The 14906-nt window shown below is 62.7% G+C and carries 14 protein-coding genes; 8 read left to right on the top strand and 6 right to left on the bottom strand.

The window, feature by feature from the left end:
• Nucleotides 1-4 precede the first annotated feature (4 nt).
• The 7 genes from AC1RTP_RS24760 to AC1RTP_RS24730 all read left to right on the top strand — a co-directional run bounded on the left by AC1RTP_RS24760 (nucleotide 5) and on the right by AC1RTP_RS24730 (nucleotide 7016).
• The gene (locus tag AC1RTP_RS24760) at nucleotides 5-787 is read left to right on the top strand and encodes a thiazole synthase (protein ID WP_498611305.1); all 783 of its coding nucleotides are present in this window, start codon (nucleotides 5-7) and stop codon (nucleotides 785-787) included.
• The gene (gene thiD, locus AC1RTP_RS24755; protein ID WP_498611304.1) at nucleotides 784-1674 is read left to right on the top strand and encodes a bifunctional hydroxymethylpyrimidine kinase/phosphomethylpyrimidine kinase; all 891 of its coding nucleotides are present in this window, start codon (nucleotides 784-786) and stop codon (nucleotides 1672-1674) included. Before AC1RTP_RS24760 ends, thiD begins: the two co-directional genes overlap by 4 nt.
• A 12-nt stretch (nucleotides 1675-1686) precedes the next feature.
• Nucleotides 1687-2304 (top strand): thiamine phosphate synthase, encoded by a 618-nt coding sequence (gene thiE / locus AC1RTP_RS24750; protein WP_498611303.1) that lies wholly within the window; start codon nucleotides 1687-1689, stop codon nucleotides 2302-2304.
• A gap of 18 nt (nucleotides 2305-2322) precedes the next feature.
• Nucleotides 2323-2952, top strand: a complete 630-nt coding sequence (locus AC1RTP_RS24745; protein ID WP_498611302.1) for an ANTAR domain-containing response regulator — start codon at nucleotides 2323-2325, stop codon at nucleotides 2950-2952.
• 151 nt (nucleotides 2953-3103) lie between these two features.
• A complete protein-coding gene (locus AC1RTP_RS24740) occupies nucleotides 3104-3496 on the top strand; it encodes a response regulator (protein ID WP_498611301.1) in 393 nt (130 codons plus the stop codon).
• A gap of 37 nt (nucleotides 3497-3533) precedes the next feature.
• Nucleotides 3534-4640, top strand: coding sequence for an S-(hydroxymethyl)glutathione dehydrogenase/class III alcohol dehydrogenase (locus AC1RTP_RS24735; protein WP_498611300.1), 1107 nt, complete (start codon nucleotides 3534-3536; stop codon nucleotides 4638-4640).
• Between the two features lie 231 nt (nucleotides 4641-4871).
• Nucleotides 4872-7016 carry a M56 family metallopeptidase gene (locus AC1RTP_RS24730; protein ID WP_498611299.1) on the top strand — a complete coding sequence of 715 codons (2145 nt, stop codon included), beginning with the start codon at nucleotides 4872-4874 and terminating at the stop codon, nucleotides 7014-7016.
• A gap of 98 nt (nucleotides 7017-7114) precedes the next feature.
• On the opposite strand, the gene AC1RTP_RS24725 is transcribed toward AC1RTP_RS24730, so the two are convergent.
• Both AC1RTP_RS24725 and AC1RTP_RS24720 read right to left on the bottom strand, forming a co-directional pair.
• On the bottom strand, nucleotides 7115-10549 hold the full coding sequence (locus AC1RTP_RS24725) for an EAL domain-containing protein (protein ID WP_498611298.1): 3435 nt from the start codon (nucleotides 10547-10549) through the stop codon (nucleotides 7115-7117).
• Nucleotides 10550-10629: 80 nt separating this feature from the next.
• Nucleotides 10630-10932 (bottom strand): DUF7709 family protein, encoded by a 303-nt coding sequence (locus tag AC1RTP_RS24720; RefSeq protein ID WP_498611297.1) that lies wholly within the window; start codon nucleotides 10930-10932, stop codon nucleotides 10630-10632.
• A gap of 139 nt (nucleotides 10933-11071) precedes the next feature.
• Between AC1RTP_RS24720 and AC1RTP_RS24715 the strand changes: the two genes are divergently transcribed.
• Entirely contained in the window at nucleotides 11072-11581 is a 510-nt protein-coding gene (locus AC1RTP_RS24715) for a GNAT family N-acetyltransferase (protein WP_498611296.1), read from the top strand.
• 12 nt (nucleotides 11582-11593) lie between these two features.
• Here AC1RTP_RS24715 and AC1RTP_RS24710 read toward each other — a convergent pair whose 3' ends face one another.
• The 4 genes from AC1RTP_RS24710 to AC1RTP_RS24695 all read right to left on the bottom strand — a co-directional run bounded on the left by AC1RTP_RS24710 (nucleotide 11594) and on the right by AC1RTP_RS24695 (nucleotide 14849).
• Complete coding sequence (locus AC1RTP_RS24710; RefSeq protein WP_498611295.1) at nucleotides 11594-12928, bottom strand: reverse transcriptase family protein; 1335 nt, start codon at nucleotides 12926-12928, stop codon at nucleotides 11594-11596.
• Nucleotides 12929-13144: 216 nt separating this feature from the next.
• Entirely contained in the window at nucleotides 13145-14068 is a 924-nt protein-coding gene (locus AC1RTP_RS24705; RefSeq protein WP_498611294.1) for a DMT family transporter, read from the bottom strand.
• 119 nt (nucleotides 14069-14187) lie between these two features.
• On the bottom strand, nucleotides 14188-14550 hold the full coding sequence (locus tag AC1RTP_RS24700) for an HVO_A0114 family putative DNA-binding protein (RefSeq protein WP_498611293.1): 363 nt from the start codon (nucleotides 14548-14550) through the stop codon (nucleotides 14188-14190).
• Nucleotides 14538-14849 (bottom strand): toxin-antitoxin system TumE family protein, encoded by a 312-nt coding sequence (locus tag AC1RTP_RS24695; RefSeq protein WP_498611292.1) that lies wholly within the window; start codon nucleotides 14847-14849, stop codon nucleotides 14538-14540. The genes AC1RTP_RS24700 and AC1RTP_RS24695 overlap by 13 nt, the downstream gene beginning before the upstream one ends.
• Nucleotides 14850-14906: the final 57 nt, after the last annotated feature.

Genomic DNA, 14906 nt, shown 5'->3' with positions numbered 1-14906 from the left:
TGAAATGCATGACAAACCATTGACCATCGCCGGCAAGGAATACAATTCGCGCCTGCTGGTCGGCAGCGGCAAGTACCAGGACCTGCCGCAAACCCGCGAAGCCACGCTGGCCGCCGGCGCGGAAATCATCACGGTGGCGATCCGCCGCGTCAACATCGGCCAGGACCCGAAGGCGCCCAGCCTGCTGGACTACGTGCCGCCGCATGAATTCACCATCCTGCCCAATACGGCCGGCTGCTACACGGCGAAAGACGCCGTCTACACGCTGCAGATGGCGCGCGAACTCCTGAACGGTCGCAAGCTGGTCAAGCTGGAAGTGTTGGGCGACGAGAAGACCCTGTTCCCCAATATGCCGGAAACCCTGGCCGCCGCGCGCGAGCTGGTGAAGGACGGCTTCGACGTCATGGTCTACTGCAGCGACGACCCGATCCAGGCCCGCATGCTGGAAGATATCGGCTGCTGCGCCGTGATGCCGCTGGCCTCCCTGATCGGTTCGGGCATGGGCATTCTCAACCCGTGGAACCTGTCCCTGATCATCGAACAGTCGAAGGTGCCGGTGCTGGTCGATGCCGGCGTCGGTACCGCCTCCGACGCCGCCATCGCGATGGAACTGGGCTGCGACGGCGTGCTGATGAACACCGCCATCGCCGGCGCCAACGACCCGGTACGCATGGCGCGCGCCATGAAGCTGGGCGTGCAGGCGGGCCGTGAAGCCTTCCTGGCCGGCCGCATCCCGCGTCGCTTCGCCGCCTCGCCATCGTCGCCGATGGCGGGGAGGTTCGCATGAGCGACCGGCCCTGCGTGCTGGTGTTCTCCGGCGCCGACCCCTCGGGCGGCGCCGGCATGGCGGCCGATATCCAGGCTATCACCGCCATGGGCGCGCACGCCTTGCCGGTGCTGACCGCTATCACGGTGCAGGACAATAACCACGTCCACGCCGTCATGCCGCTTGCATCGGAAGTGGTGCAGCAGCAGGCCCGCACCCTGATGGCGCAGGTGCCGGTGGCGGCCGTCAAGATCGGCATCCCCGGCAGCGCCGAAAACGCTCACGCCATCGCGCAACTGATCGTCGAACTGCGCGCCACCCATCGCCAGGCGGCGCAAGCGGCGCCCGGCTGGGCCGCAAAACTGTATAGCGAACCGCCCGTCGTGCTGGACCCTGTGCTGCGCAGCGGCCATGGTGACGCGCTTGGCCGTGACGATGCGATCAAGTCGCTGTCGCCTTTGCTGCCGCTCGCGACCCTGGTCACGCCCAATGGCCCGGAAGCGGCCGCGCTGGCCGCCGGCATGGCCCGCCACGCTGCATTGCCGCCCGGCGCTTCAGGCGGCGGCCACGCCGCATGGCATGGCACGCCGCACGGCGACGCGCTCACGCACGCACGAACCTTGCGTGCACTGGGCTGCGGCCACGTGCTGGTAACCGGCGGCCATGACGAAGACAGCGACGTGGTGATCAACCGCTGGCTGGGGCCGGACCGCCAGCAGAACTGGAGCTGGCCGCGCCTGCCCGGCAGCTTCCATGGCAGCGGCTGCACCCTGGCTGCCGCCATCGCGGCCCTGCTCGCGATGGGCAACAATATGGCGCAGGCGCTGACCAAGGCCCAGGGCTACACCCAGCGCGCACTGGCCGCCTCGTACGCCATCGCGCCGGGCCAGCGCATACCGCAACGCTAAGGAGCATATGTAATGCAAGGACTTTACCTGGTCACCCCGAACTGGGATGACACCGAAAAACTGCTGGCCGTGACCGAGCAGGCGCTGGCCGCCGGCGTGGCGCTGCTGCAGTACCGCCACAAGGACGCCAGCCCGGCGCTGCGGCGCGAGCAGGGCGGGGCGCTGCGCGAGTTGTGCCACAAGTACAGTGTGCCTTTCCTGATCAACGACCACGTGGCGCTGTGCCGCGAACTGGGCGCGGACGGCGTGCACCTGGGCGGCACCGATGCGCCATTGGCCGAAGTGCGCGCCACGCTGGGGCCAAACAAGCTGATTGGTGCTTCCTGCTACGGCGAATTGGCGCGCGCGCAGGCGGCGCAGGCGGCAGGCGCCAGCTACGTGGCGTTTGGCGGCTTCTACCCCTCGAAGGTGAAGCAGTATGCCGTCACCACCCAGCCCTCGATCCTGCGCCACGCGCGCGAAGTGATCGGCGTGCCGCTGTGCGTGATCGGCGGCATGACACCGGAAAATGCACGGCCGCTGGTGGCTGAAGGCGCGCATATGGTGGCCGCAATTACCAGTGTTTACCTGGCCGATGATGTAGGGGCGGCAGTGCGGGAATTTCAGTCTATAATTTCCCCATTAGCATAACCATAAGGTTGCCGCCAAATGAACGCCCAGACTCCGCCAAAGCGCCTGATCCTGATCGTCGACGATGACAAGATCCTGACCGAGTTCCTGGGCGAGCTGCTGGCCCGCGCCGGTTACGACACTATGCTGGCGCATTCCTCCGACCAGGCCCTGGCCTTGATCGCCGAACGCGAACCGGACCTGGCCCTGCTCGACATCCACATGCCCGGCATGTCGGGCCTGGAACTGGCCAAGCAGCTCAACCGCAACACCAGCGTGCCTTTCATGTTCCTCTCCGGCCGCGGCGACGCCGACGCCGGCAAGCAGGCCGCCGCCTACGGCGCCGTGGGCTTCGTCGTGAAGCCGGTTGACGAGCAGCACCTGATGCCGGCCTTTGAAGCCGGCCTGGCGCGCGCCGACGAAATCCGTCAGCTGCGCCGCACTGAGATCAACCTCAACGCCGCACTGGCGGCCGGTCGCGAAACCAGCCTGGCCGTCGGTCTCTTGATGTGCAAATTCCAGACCGACCGCAACACCGCCTTCGAAGTGCTGCGCGACCACGCGCGCTCGAGCCGGCGCAAGATCAACGAAGTGGCCGACCAGCTGCTTGCAGCGGAAGAAACCTTGAATGGTTTGCATGCGGCTTTCAATGCACGACTAAAAAAATAGTTTTCCTCGGCCCATCTACTTACGGTAGACTATTTCGGTGGGCCCCACCTCGCCTACTGCAATACCCCAGCGGCCGCCCCTCCTTCGCGGCCCGGCAAGATCCTTCGGCCCAGCTCCGCCGACCACCCCCTGTAGTGCGGAGAACCGTTCCATGAATATGCCATTTGATTTGCATCCGGCGCCCCGGGTGCTGCATGTCGATCCCGATGAAGATAGCGCCGTGGTGCTGGCCACTTTGCTGGCGCCGGAAATCCACGTGGTGCACGCCGCCAGCTACCATGAAGCGCAAAGCCAGCTGCAGCGCGGCGAGTTCGCGCTGCTCGTGATCGACCCCGACCTGCCGGACGGCGACGGCCACACCCTGATCCGTAACCTGCGCCAGAATGACCAGTACACGCCGGTGCTGCTGTATTCGGCCAGCCAGCCGATGCTGCATCACCAGGCGCACGCCTTCCTGCCCAAACCATGGACTTCGCCACGCCAGCTATGGCGCACGGTGTCGCACATGCTGGGGTTGGAGTCCATGCTCGCCGTTAGGACTTAAGCTATGCTGTCGTCTTTATCACATTCGGAGTACGGCGATGAAGACGAAAGCGGCAGTAGCATGGAAGGCGGGCGCCCCGCTGACGATTGAAGAAGTGGACCTGGACGGCCCGCGCGCAGGCGAGGTGCTGGTGGAAATCAAGGCCACCGGCATCTGCCACACCGACCACTACACCCTGTCCGGCGCCGACCCGGAAGGCATCTTCCCGGCCATCCTCGGCCACGAAGGCGCCGGCGTGGTGGTCGACGTCGGCCCCGGCGTCACTTCGCTTAAAAAAGACGACCACGTCATTCCGCTCTACACGCCGGAATGCCGCCAGTGCAAATTCTGCCTGTCGCGCAAGACCAACCTGTGCCAGGCCATCCGCTCCACGCAGGGCAAGGGCCTGATGCCAGACGGCTCCAGCCGCTTCTCGCTGGACGGCAAACCGCTGTTCCACTACATGGGCACTTCCACCTTCTCCAACTACATCGTGGTGCCGGAAATCGCGCTGGCGAAAATCCGTTCCGATGCGCCTTTCGACAAGGTCTGCTACATCGGCTGCGGCGTCACTACCGGCGTTGGGGCCGTGCTGTTCACCGCCAAGGTGGAAGCAGGCGCCAACGTTGTGGTGTTCGGCCTGGGCGGCATTGGCCTGAACGTGATCCAGGCGGCCAAGATGGTCGGCGCCGACAAGATCATCGGCGTCGACATCAACCCGGCGCGTGAGGCCATGGCGCGCCAGTTCGGCATGACCCACTTCATCAACCCGCGCAATGTGGAGAACGTGGTGGACGCCATCGTGCAACTGACCGACGGCGGCGCCGATTACAGCTTCGAATGCGTCGGCAACACCCAGCTGATGCGCCAGGCGCTCGAATGCTGCCACAAAGGCTGGGGCAAATCGATCGTGATCGGCGTCGCAGCGGCAGGGCAGGAAATCTCCACCCGCCCATTCCAGCTGGTCACAGGCCGCCACTGGCTCGGCTCCGCCTTCGGCGGCGCCCGCGGCCGCACCGACGTCCCGAAAATCGTCGACTGGTACATGGAAGGCAAGCTCAAAATCGATGAGCTGATCACCCACACCCTGCCGCTCGACCGCATCAACGAAGGCTTCGACCTGATGGAACGCGGCGAATCCATCCGCTCCGTCGTCATCTACTAAGCTGTGAACAGACGGGGTCCGACCCTTGGGTCGTACCCTGGTTTCCCGCTTTTCAGCGGTTTAGTCGACGATTCGAGCCGTCTGTCGCAAATCCTACCTCCCCCCGACGCCGCTCCGCTACATTCCCTCCTGAGCCCTCGCATCCGCATCTAGACAAAAACTTCTAGACACAAAGTTCTAGATCATTTAATCTAGTTAGCAAGGACACCAAAGAACCCGGAGCCACGCGCCATGAGCCACCTGCTAAACGCCATCATCCCCGCCCTCGGCTGGTCCCTGCTGCACTTCCTGTGGCAAGGCTTGCTGATCGGCTGTGCGGCAGCCCTGGCCCTGCACGCGCTCCGCAACGCCCGTCCGCAAACCCGCTACCTGGTCGCATGCGCCGCGCTTATGCTGTGCGCAGCCCTTCCGCTAGCCAACTTCGCCTGGCGCCTGGCCGACGCCGCCGACACCGGCTACGTCCAGCCAACGCCCCTTGAAACCACCGTCATCGCCGCCATCCCCGGCGCAATCGATGGACAGACCGCCGACACCGTGCTGGTCGACGTCGACGCCATGACCTCCTGGGAATACCTGCTGCGCCGCCAGATGCCGTGGCTGGTAATGCTGTGGGCCGCCGGCGCCGCCCTGATGACGCTGCGCCTCTCGCTCGGCCTGCAATGGGTACGCCAACGCACCCTCCCGAACCACTACCACGCCGACGCCACCTGGCAAGTGCGCGCCACCGAACTGGCGCAGCGCATGGGCATCAAGCGCCCGGTGCGCCTGGGCGTATCCGATGATGCGCTGGAAGGCCCGATCACTGCCGGCATCCTGCGCCCCATCGTGCTGCTGCCAGCCTGCCTGGTGAGCGGCCTGCCGCCTGATTTGCTGGAAGCGCTGCTCGCCCACGAGCTGGCCCACATACGCCGCCACGACTACCTGGTCAACCTGGTTCAAAGCGGCATCGAGATTTTCTTGTTCTACCACCCAAGCGTGTGGATGCTGTCGCAATGCATCCGCCGCGAACGCGAACAGATTGCAGACGACTTAGCCGCAAGCACGCTCGGCGAACCGCGGCGCCTGGCACTTGCACTTTCCGAGCTGGATAAATTCCAGTTCACCACCACTCACTTTGCTGCCCCCGCGGCACATGGAGGAGACCTCATGTCCCGAATCAAACGCCTGATCCGTCCCGCTGCACAACCACTGAGCTGGAAGATGGCGACCCCCTTGTTAGGAATTTTTGCGGCCTGCGCCGCGCTGTATGCCCACGCCATGCCGAGCGCCAGCGCATTGCCTGCCGCCGCTGCCGCACCGGCCGCAATAGCTGTTGCCGCGCCAGAAGCCGCAGCCGCCCCCGAAGCCCCAGCTGCAGCCGAAGCGCCAGCCGCCGAGCCGATGCACGTCAGCGATCAGCAGCACGAAGTAGAGCCAGCACCGCCAGCGCCGCCAGCACCAGCGGCCCTCCCAGCCCCACCAGCTCCGCCTGCGCCTCCAGCGCCGGATGCAGCGCCGCCGGCCGTACCGGCAATGCCGGCCGACCTGCCGCCCCCGCCTAAGCCACCGAAGCCGCCAAAGGCACCTAAGCCTCCGAAAGAGCTGAAGGACTACCATGGCAGCAACAACTACAACTTCGAAGACGGCAACCGCACCGCCTACGCCATCGTGCGCGACGGGCAGCAGGTGATGAACGTCCACGGCCGCAATGGCGACCTGTCCGCCGCCCAGCGCCTGAAACAGGAAACCAAGGGCGACTATATCTACGTTCGCAAAGACGGCAAGGCCTACCTGATCCAGGACCCAGCCATACTGGCCAAAGTCAAAGCCGCCTGGCAGCCAGCCGAAGAGCAAGGCAAAAAGATGGAAGAACAGGGCAAGCTGATGGAAATCCAAGGCAAGCAAGTTGAAGCCATGGGCGAGCAAATCGAGAAGGAAGTCGAAGCTGCCATGGGCAGCAAAGAGCAACAAGCCGCCCAGCGCGAGATGGAACGCGAGATCGAACGCAAGATGCAAAAGTCCGCACGCCAGCAAGAACGCGTCGGCCGCGCCATGGAAAAAGCCAGCCGCAAGATGGAAATGGCCGACGACAAGACCCGCGCCCAGCTTGAACGTGACATGGACGACCTGCGCAAGCAAATGCAACCGCTGACTGAAGAAATGGCCCGCAACGGCGCCGAAATCGGCGCCCGCCACGCCGCGCTGGCAGCACGCCAAGCACCGATGGCAGCGATCCACGCCCGCATTGCCGAAGCCTCCAAGCCCCTGCACGAAATGGGCCGCAAGATGGGCGAGTTAGGCCGCGAACAAGGTCGCCTCTCCCGCGAAGCCGACAAAGCGGCCCGCGCCCTGATCGAAGACGCCATCACCAACGGCAGCGCCAAGCCGCTTATGTAATAAAAGTCGGGGTCAGGTCGAGCAAACAGACACGGGCTCAACAGCGATGCTGTTGAGCCCGTGTCTGTTTGCTCGACCTGACCCCGACTTTCAAAAGCTTAGGCGCGTTCCAGCTGCTCTGGCTGCAGCAGCTCCTCGAACTTGGCTACCGGCAGCGGCGGCCCAAACAGATAACCCTGGAAGGCGAGGCAGCCTTGGCGCGCAAGGTAGTCTTGCTGCTCCACGGACTCCACGCCTTCCGCAATAGCCGACAGCCCCATGCTGCTGGCCAGCGTCAGGATGGTTTTGGTGATGGCGGCATCGTCGGTGTTGTGCAGGATGTCGCGCACAAAGGAGCGGTCTATCTTCAACTGGCTAAGCGGCAGGCGCTTGAGGTAGGCCAGCGAGGAATAGCCGGTGCCGAAATCGTCCAGCGATATGCCGATGCCGGCCGCCGCCAGCAGCGCCATTTTGGCAATCGACGCTTCCACATCATCCAGCAGCAAGCCTTCCGTCAACTCCAGTTTAAGCAGGCGGGGTGCTGCGCCGCTGCGCACCAGCGCTCCCATCACTTGCTCCACGAAGTCGGGCTGGTGGAACTGGCGCGGGCTGACATTCACGGCCAGTTCCAGCTCCGCCGTGACCGGGTCATGGGACCATGCCACCAATTGGGCGCAAGCCTGCTCCAGCACCCAGGCGCCAAGCGGCAGGATCAGGCCGGAGGATTCGGCAGCAGGGATGAATTGCATGGGCGGTACCAGGCCCCGCGAGGGATGCTGCCAGCGCAGCAGCGCTTCGGCGCCGGTGATGCGTCCCTCGGCATCGACTTGCGGCTGATAGTGCAGCATGAACTGCTGCAGTGACAGGCCCTGGCGCAGGTCGGAGTCCAATGCGGCCCGCGCGCTGACAACAGTCTGCATGGCGGGGTCGAAGAAGCACATGGTGTTGCGGCCAGCTGCTTTCGCCTGGTACATCGCCAGGTCGGTCTGTTTGAGCAAGTCCTCCACGCTTTCCTGTTCGCCGCGGAATACCGTGATGCCGACGCTGGATGTGCAGCTATGCTCGTGCGGCCCCATGACGTAAGGTTCGTTTTGCCGCGCCAGAAGTTTGCTGCCGATGGCGCGCGCCTGTTCGGCTGCCAGTTCGGAATCGTCGGCCAGGTTCTCCAGCATGATCACGAATTCGTCGCCGCCAAGCCGCGCCACCGTGTCGCTTTCGCGCACGCAGCCGACGAAGCGGCGCGCAGCCTGTTGCAGCAGCTCGTCGCCGATATTGTGGCCCAGTGTGTCGTTCAGATCCTTGAAGTTGTCCAGGTCGATAAACAGCAGGGCGCCGCATTGGCCGGTACGCGCGCTTGCCGCCAGCGCATGCTGCAGGCGGTCCATCAGGCAGCGCCGGTTAGGCAGCTGGGTCAGGAAGTCGAACAGCGCCAGGTTGCGGATCTCCTGCTCCGAGGCCTTGCGTTCGGTGATGTCGGTCAGGGCGCAGACATGGTGGGTGATGCTGCCGGCAGCATCGCGCACTGCCGTCACCACCAGCCAGCACGGGAAGCGCCCGCCGTTCTTGCGTTGCTGCCAGACTTCCCCCTGCCATGCGCCGTGGGCCGCCACGCCGTCCCAGATGCGCTCCTGCAGGGCGGGTTCGTCGCACACTGTCAGTTCATGGTCCAGCGCATCGCGTTCGGAAAAACCGGTGATGTCCGTGTAGGCGCGGTTGACGCGCAAGATCACATGGTCGGCATCGGTGATGGCCATGCCTTCCAGTGACTCGAAAGCGGTGGCGGCAACGCGCAGGTCGGCGTCTGCTTTTTGCTTCTCGCGCAGGTAGAGCGCGGTGGCAGTGGCTGCGGCCACCAGCATGCTGCCGGCGAACTCGATCAGCAGGAAGAGCCAGAAGCGCCGCACGCCTTGGTGCAGCAGGGCGGGCAATGGGCGAGGCACGGTCACCGTCAGCATGCCGTCGGCCAGCGAGCGGCTGGCGAGCACGCTCGGCACCTTGGCGCCGGCAACGCGCGCCACGGCTGGCATGTCGGCATCATCCCACGCTTGCAGCGACAGGCTTTCGAAGCTTTCGCGCGCATAACGCTGGCGGCGCTGCGCCCGTTCCAGCGTGTGCACGCGCGCATCGGGCAATGCCTGGTGGCGAAGGGCGGCATCGCTTGCGTAGATAATGACGCCATTCGCATCGGCTATCCAGGCTCGCGACTGGCCGGCCATCGCAGTCAGCGCGGTAGCATTCAGCTTGACCACGGCGACGCCGAGGAATTTTTCGCCATCGCGGATGGCATGGGCGTAATACAGTCCGCCCACCTTGCCGTCCCGGCTCACGCCATATTGCTGCCCCACCTGGCCGGCGCGCGCCTGGGTGAAGTAATCGCGGTCGGCGAAACTGCGGCCAACGTACAGCGGTGCATCGGCGGCTGTGGCAAGTGTGATGCCGGCGGCATCCAGGACGAACATGCTGTCCACTTTCAGCGCGCGCGCCATTTCTGCCAGGCGTTCATTTGCACCGGGCGTATCCGCGCCCTGCACCGCGATCTGGCGGATGCCGGGATCGCGCGCCAGCATCAGTGCAAAGCCGCGCAGTCGGGCCGTGCTTTCCTCGATATTGCTGGCGACGTTGGCCGCCTGTTCCTGCGCCAGCTGCCGTTCGTGCTGATACAGTTCATCGGCCATGCGCTGCTGGAAGTAGCTGGCGCCCAGCCATGCGATCACAGTCCAGCCGAGGATCAGCAGGCCAATCAGGCGATACGAACGTTCGAAGGTGAACAAACGGCGCTTGCCGACATAAGTGGCGACGATGGTGACCACGATCAGCAGGCTTGTAAGCACGAGCACCGAAGCGGCCAGCGTGCTCGGGCTGATATGCGCCGCATCGGTCCCACCGGCGCCTGTGGTTTGGCCATCATGGACGAAGTAGGCCGCCGCCATAGCTGTGTAATGCATGCAGGCCACGGCCAGGCCCATGACGACGGAGCTCCACAGCGGTGAGGCCCAGCGACCTTTTAGGCGCGCCAGCCGGAACTTCAGCCACAACGCCAGTGTGGCCATGACCACCGCAACCACGATCGACAATAGGAACAGGCGCAAGTCGTAGTGGATCATGCCGTCGAACTGCATGGCGGCCATGCCGGTGTAGTGCATGGCGCCGATGCCTGCGCCGAGCAGCGTACCGGCGAGCCAGAGACGGATCGTATTGGGAGGTCCCTGGCTGATCACATGCAGGGCAAGCGCGCTGGCCAGCATGCCGGGAACGGTAGATAGAACCGTCAAGCCGGCATCATAGCTATTCGCGCAGGGCAGGGTGAAGGCCAGCATGCCGACAAAGTGCATGGCCCAGATGCCCAGGCCCAGGCAGCCCCCGCCCGCAGCCAGCCAGCCGGCGCGGCGCGCACGGCTGCCGGCGGACGGCAGCAATTGCGCCACCAGCAGCGCGGCGTAGGAGGCGAAAATGGCGACTGCCACCGACAGGCTGACCAGCACGGGATCGTAGTGGCCAAGGTAAAGCACGCTGCTGTCGGGCGCGCCGAGGACGAGAATCAGGTAGTCGAACATTGCCACCCTTATTTTTCAAATATTTCAGTGTGGACAGCCCCCTCCTTAATCTAGCAGAAAAAAATCCTGTCAGAAATTAACTATTTAAATGCAAGAAAACGAGCCGCCATCGTTCCGACCAACCGGCGACCTTCATTGCTTCCTGCAATCCACTCGTCCGGCGGGAAAAGTTCGAACAGGCCTACCTTCGCAACGGTTGGAATGGCCGCCTCCAATTGCTCTTCAATGTCGCCGCGCTCGCCGGCGTTGTACAGCTCGATATTGCGCAACAACGTGGCGACAGTGCCGGTTTGCACTCTGCTGCCATCCTTCAGTTGCACCAGCGGCAGGGACTCTCCATCGGCCAGAATCTTCTGGTTGATTGCGGCTAGGTTTTCCATCATGGCTCCTTTGAATGAAATATGTGACGCATATTCGCATCACTGATTACACATTCAAGCCCTCGGAAAACAGCTTGGCGGTTTCGCGACAAGATGTGGCGAAAACCCATCAACCGACCCACTTGGATACAATGCTGGCACCATGAATATCAGACTCATCTCATCTCCTGACGCTTCTGCTTACCAAGCCTTGCGCTTGGAGGGCTTGCGTGAAGCGCCATCGGCTTTCACGGCCAGTTTTGATGAAGAATCAGTAACGCCGCTCAGCGAAATCGAACGGCGGCTCGCGCCTGGTTCGGGACGCATTTATTTGGGCGCCTTCGTGGGCGAAAAGCTGATTGCGATAGCGCGCGTTGATCGCGACAGCGGTCCAAAGCAATGCCACCGTGCCCATATCCGCGGCGTGTACGTAGCGACAGCGCACCGCGGAACAGGCGCAGCGCGCAAGTTGATGGAGCACAGCCTGGAAATCGCCGCATCGCTGCAAGGCGTTACCCATGTTAGCCTCGCTGTCACCGCGGGCAATGAAGCGGCGAAAAAGCTATACGAATCTTTAGGCTTTAAAGCCTGGGGCTGCGAACCCGCCGCCCTCGTCGTTGATGGCGTAGTGTATGACGAGATCCCAATGACCTTGATTCTGGCGCGAACCTGAATGGGCGACCGGTCAAGACGCCCACGAAACGCTCGCCAACAGTCTCTGCAGCTTCGCCGCCCGGTTCGTATTGACCATTTTCACGTACGAGATCCTTCCTGCCAGGTAGGCTTGGAAGTTGGGATGGCTCTCGCGATTCTGCGATGCAGGACCATGGCGCACGCAGTTCGTCAGGATCGCCTTCAGCTTGTCGTACTCTACGCGCACGACGTTGGGATGTGCGTTGACCACGACGCCAGTCACCTGCTGGCGCACGCCTTGCCGCATTTGCCTGGTCTTCCGGGTGTTGATGCTGAAACCTTCTTCAAGTGCGATGGCGGCGACCTGGATGTGAAAGCGGTCGGCGGCGCGCGCAAAGTCCGATCCGCCGGAAAAGCTCAGGTCGTCAGCGTAGCGGCTATAAGTCGCACCAAGCGACTGCGCCAGGGACTCAAGGCGTATATCCAGCCGGTATGCGCAGAGATTGGCCAGTGCAGGCGAACATGGCGACCCTTGTGGAAGGTGGGGCGATTGCAAAGCACTGCGCGCCCCCCAGCTCAATGAACCACCTTCGCGGAGAGCTCCATGCGGCGTGCGATTGGTGCACAGACGCGCCAGCACGCTGGCAACGCTCGGTGTGTAGCCGAGCTTTTCAAATAGAGCATGAATGCGCGAGAGCTGAATGCTCGGAAAGAAGTCCTTCAAATCCATGCGGATGACGACAGATTGCCCCGCGTGCAGCGCAGCGTGGGTCACGCACGAACGACCGCGCCGGAAGCCATGCGCAGAAGGGTGAGGCGGCACCAGGTCCAGGATCTGGCGCAGGATTTTCTGCTGAATACGTCGCAGGCGCGCTTTGGGGATTTCAATCAGGCGCAAGCCGCCGCTGCGCTTTGGCAGCCAGCGGTAGTTGTAATGCTGGAGGCGCAATCGCGCATCGCCCTCAAGGCGCCATTGGTCTGCAAACCATTCGAGTGCGCCGACCGGTTCGTTGAGCCAATTGGCGAGGCCTCCGACTGTGAATAGTTCCGGCAAGGCGAGTGATGCCAGCCAGGCTGGTTTCGGCGGACGTACTGGCTGATCGATGCAATAGCGCCGTACCTCAGGTAATTTGATAAAGGGCGGCGAAGCGTCGTCTTCATCGAACCCGTGGCCGAGGAGCTGCAGCAAGGTATCGGCCAGCTCATGTCGGCTGAAGAAATGGAAATTGTCGCCCGTCCGCTCAATAAGAGCGGCGCAAATCTTCGTCGACCATCGTTGCGGAGCATCGAACACGCGATCACATGCCCCGACCAGGCTTTCCATGCCGCCGTCCGTGGCAAGCATCGTGTCTGCGAGGGCAAGCGCGGCGAGCTTTTCAGTATTCATGCGTCGAGGAAGGGGCGGAGAACCATCAACGAGTCTCGTGATGCGTGAGCTGATTTGCGTGGTAACGCAAGGCCGCTCATGCGGCGAAATGCTGAACAATGAAAATCCCACGGGGTAGCCCCGTAGAGGCTGTCCCTGCACGAGGCAAAGACAGGCCGGCTTGATGGATCCCCCCCGTCGCCACAGTAGGGGAGATTTGTTTAGACGTCAACCCGGTTACAACAGCTTGATCGCCGCCACGCCAGCGAGCAGCAGCACGACCCCCGAAAGCCTTAGCAGCGACACTTCGCGTTTCGGCAGTCGGAACCAGCCATGCCGGTCGACGAAGACCGACGCCACTTGCTGGCCCGCGACCGTCAGGCCAACTGCTGCCGACGCTCCGATGACAGGAATCGCGGTGAATACGGTGGTGACGTAAATCGCGCCGGCGAAACCGCCAAGCCATCCCCACCACGGCATCGATGGCAGGCCGCGCAGCGACGGCGCCGGAGCGCGCAAGATAGTGGCGGAGAAAAGGAGTGTCGCAGCCATCGCCAACGTAGCGACCAGGAAGCTCACTGCACCGACGACGAATGGTGCACCGAGATCATGCCGCAGCAAGCCATTGACCACGCCCTGTACCGGCAACACGGCGCCGGCCAGCAAGGCAAGCACAATCCAGCCACTCTTACCCGGCACAGGCTGCGATTGCTGCCCTCTCTGACCCTTCACGATAATCGCCGCTCCAGCCAGGATAGCCAGCATGCCTAGCGCAAGCGGCGCATCGACAGCGCGCGGCGTACCGCCGGATAGCCCGCTCACATCAAGGGCAAATGAGGCCAGCATTTGACCCGCAATGAAAAGTCCCACTGAGACGATCGCGCCAAGACGCGGGAACAGCAGGATCGTTGAAACCACATAAAACGCGCTCGCCACGCCACCAACAGCATGCCACCACGGGGCCTGGGGCAGGGCCGCGACCGCGGTCAGCGTGCCGGTGAGCAGCGCAAGCACCAGGAGCGCAAGCGTGCCAACCGACAGCTGCAGCGTAGTTGCTGCAAATGGGCTGCCGGTTGCTTTCGAGAGTTGCGCATTTGCGCCCGCCTGCACGGCAAGCAGGCCGCCGGCAAAGAGCGACGCGGGGATCAGAAGGGTTTCCATGTATAGCCTCCGTGGGTAACGATGGCCCCCACTGTAGGCTATGCTTCGATGCACGAGAATTCTCAGAAATCGCGTTTTGGCTATGCAAAATTGCATAGCTCACGCGCTGTCTCGAAGAGCTAAACCTCTGGAGCGAGCTGTAGAATTAGTTCGAATACGACAGTTTCGGCGACTCCTTGCACCGTGCCGTTTTCCAGAGTGACTATGTCGGCGTCGACAAGCATGCGGACATCCTGTTCGACATCCACGGAGTTACGTTGAAGTCGCATTGAAAGTTCGTGGACTGAACCTGGCTCCCGAAGTATTTCAGCCAACAATTCTTGTCTCGATGGAGTAAAAAGAGTCAACAAGTCTTCAGGGTCTTCAAAGCTTCGGATGCAACTTTCCTCTAACGGGAGCCCTTGATCTATCTTCCAGGCAAGTGCTTTACCACGAGCGAGAAACCCTTCCACGCTTTCAATCCGTATGATCATCTTTTCCATTTCTCCCCACCTTTCTGCAGTGCTGCCACTTCACGGGCGAAGCGTGCTTCAATGTCCGGAAAACTGATGTAGTCAACGTGTTCGATATGTCCTTTGAAGTGGCGATGATGCTCGCCGTGGGAATTGTCGTATCCGATAACGCGACCATTGTCGCGCTGGTAAAGCTCCCGGTTAATGTAGGCCAGGTTGTAGTGCGTAACGTTCCCTTTGGCGTCTTTCCAGACCTCACGGCGAAGAATGCCATTTTCTCGCTTTTTAGGAATGATACTGCTTTCGTTAATGACTCTCTCGGCACGCATTTCGCAATCGTGTCACGCGATTGCTTGAGGTGTTTCGATATGGCTCAACGAGTGGGC

It is taken from the genome of Pseudoduganella sp. GW821-FHT11H04 (assembly GCF_058807935.1).
This window is presented reverse-complemented; position numbering and strand designations above follow the sequence as displayed.

Bases quoted from the DNA above. Each gene is read 5' to 3' on its own strand.
- AC1RTP_RS24760 (WP_498611305.1), top strand. From the start codon at position 5: ATGCATGACAAACCATTGACCATCGCCGGCAAGGAATACAATTCGCGC.
- thiD (WP_498611304.1), top strand. From the start codon at position 784: ATGAGCGACCGGCCCTGCGTGCTGGTGTTCTCCGGCGCCGACCCCTCG.
- thiE (WP_498611303.1), top strand. From the start codon at position 1,687: ATGCAAGGACTTTACCTGGTCACCCCGAACTGGGATGACACCGAAAAA.
- AC1RTP_RS24745 (WP_498611302.1), top strand. From the start codon at position 2,323: ATGAACGCCCAGACTCCGCCAAAGCGCCTGATCCTGATCGTCGACGAT.
- AC1RTP_RS24740 (WP_498611301.1), top strand. From the start codon at position 3,104: ATGAATATGCCATTTGATTTGCATCCGGCGCCCCGGGTGCTGCATGTC.
- AC1RTP_RS24735 (WP_498611300.1), top strand. From the start codon at position 3,534: ATGAAGACGAAAGCGGCAGTAGCATGGAAGGCGGGCGCCCCGCTGACG.
- AC1RTP_RS24730 (WP_498611299.1), top strand. From the start codon at position 4,872: ATGAGCCACCTGCTAAACGCCATCATCCCCGCCCTCGGCTGGTCCCTG.
- AC1RTP_RS24725 (WP_498611298.1), bottom strand. From the start codon at position 10,549: ATGTTCGACTACCTGATTCTCGTCCTCGGCGCGCCCGACAGCAGCGTG.
- AC1RTP_RS24720 (WP_498611297.1), bottom strand. From the start codon at position 10,932: ATGATGGAAAACCTAGCCGCAATCAACCAGAAGATTCTGGCCGATGGA.
- AC1RTP_RS24715 (WP_498611296.1), top strand. From the start codon at position 11,072: ATGAATATCAGACTCATCTCATCTCCTGACGCTTCTGCTTACCAAGCC.
- AC1RTP_RS24710 (WP_498611295.1), bottom strand. From the start codon at position 12,928: ATGAATACTGAAAAGCTCGCCGCGCTTGCCCTCGCAGACACGATGCTT.
- AC1RTP_RS24705 (WP_498611294.1), bottom strand. From the start codon at position 14,068: ATGGAAACCCTTCTGATCCCCGCGTCGCTCTTTGCCGGCGGCCTGCTT.
- AC1RTP_RS24700 (WP_498611293.1), bottom strand. From the start codon at position 14,550: ATGGAAAAGATGATCATACGGATTGAAAGCGTGGAAGGGTTTCTCGCT.
- AC1RTP_RS24695 (WP_498611292.1), bottom strand. From the start codon at position 14,849: ATGCGTGCCGAGAGAGTCATTAACGAAAGCAGTATCATTCCTAAAAAG.